Here is a 346-nt window from a genome sequence, read left to right as displayed (position 1 = left end):
CTGAAGAACCCGTCTTCGTCTTCCACCGCAAGATCGCCGGAGTAACATACGGTTTCTCCGCCCAGCGCCGCCGGAATGAAGGGATGCGGGCGCAGGACTTTCGCCGTGTCTTCCGGCCGGTTCCAGTAGCCCAGCGAAACGGTCGGGCCTCGATGCACGAGAATGCCGGGTTCGCCGGGCTTTGCCCGCTGTCCCTCGGCGGTGACGATGAATATCTCACATTCGGGAATGGCTTTGCCGATCGAGGTCGGGCGGCGATCGATTTCATCCGGCGGCAGGAAGGTTGAGCGGAAGGCTTCGGTCAGGCCGTACATCAGGTAGATTTTCGTGTCCGGCAGCTTTTCGC

General features: G+C 61.6%; 1 protein-coding gene. It reads right to left on the bottom strand.

The annotated features are described in order from the left end of the window. Positions 1-346, bottom strand: a 346-nt coding sequence (locus tag EN804_RS35445; RefSeq protein ID WP_145972896.1) for an AMP-binding protein, incomplete at both ends; no start/stop codon positions are given.

Source organism: Mesorhizobium sp. M8A.F.Ca.ET.161.01.1.1 (genome assembly GCF_004792105.1).
In the GTDB taxonomy this organism is placed as follows: Bacteria; Pseudomonadota; Alphaproteobacteria; order Rhizobiales; family Rhizobiaceae; genus Mesorhizobium.
Note: the sequence above shows the minus strand (reverse complement) of the source record. Positions and strands in the feature narration are given on the sequence as shown.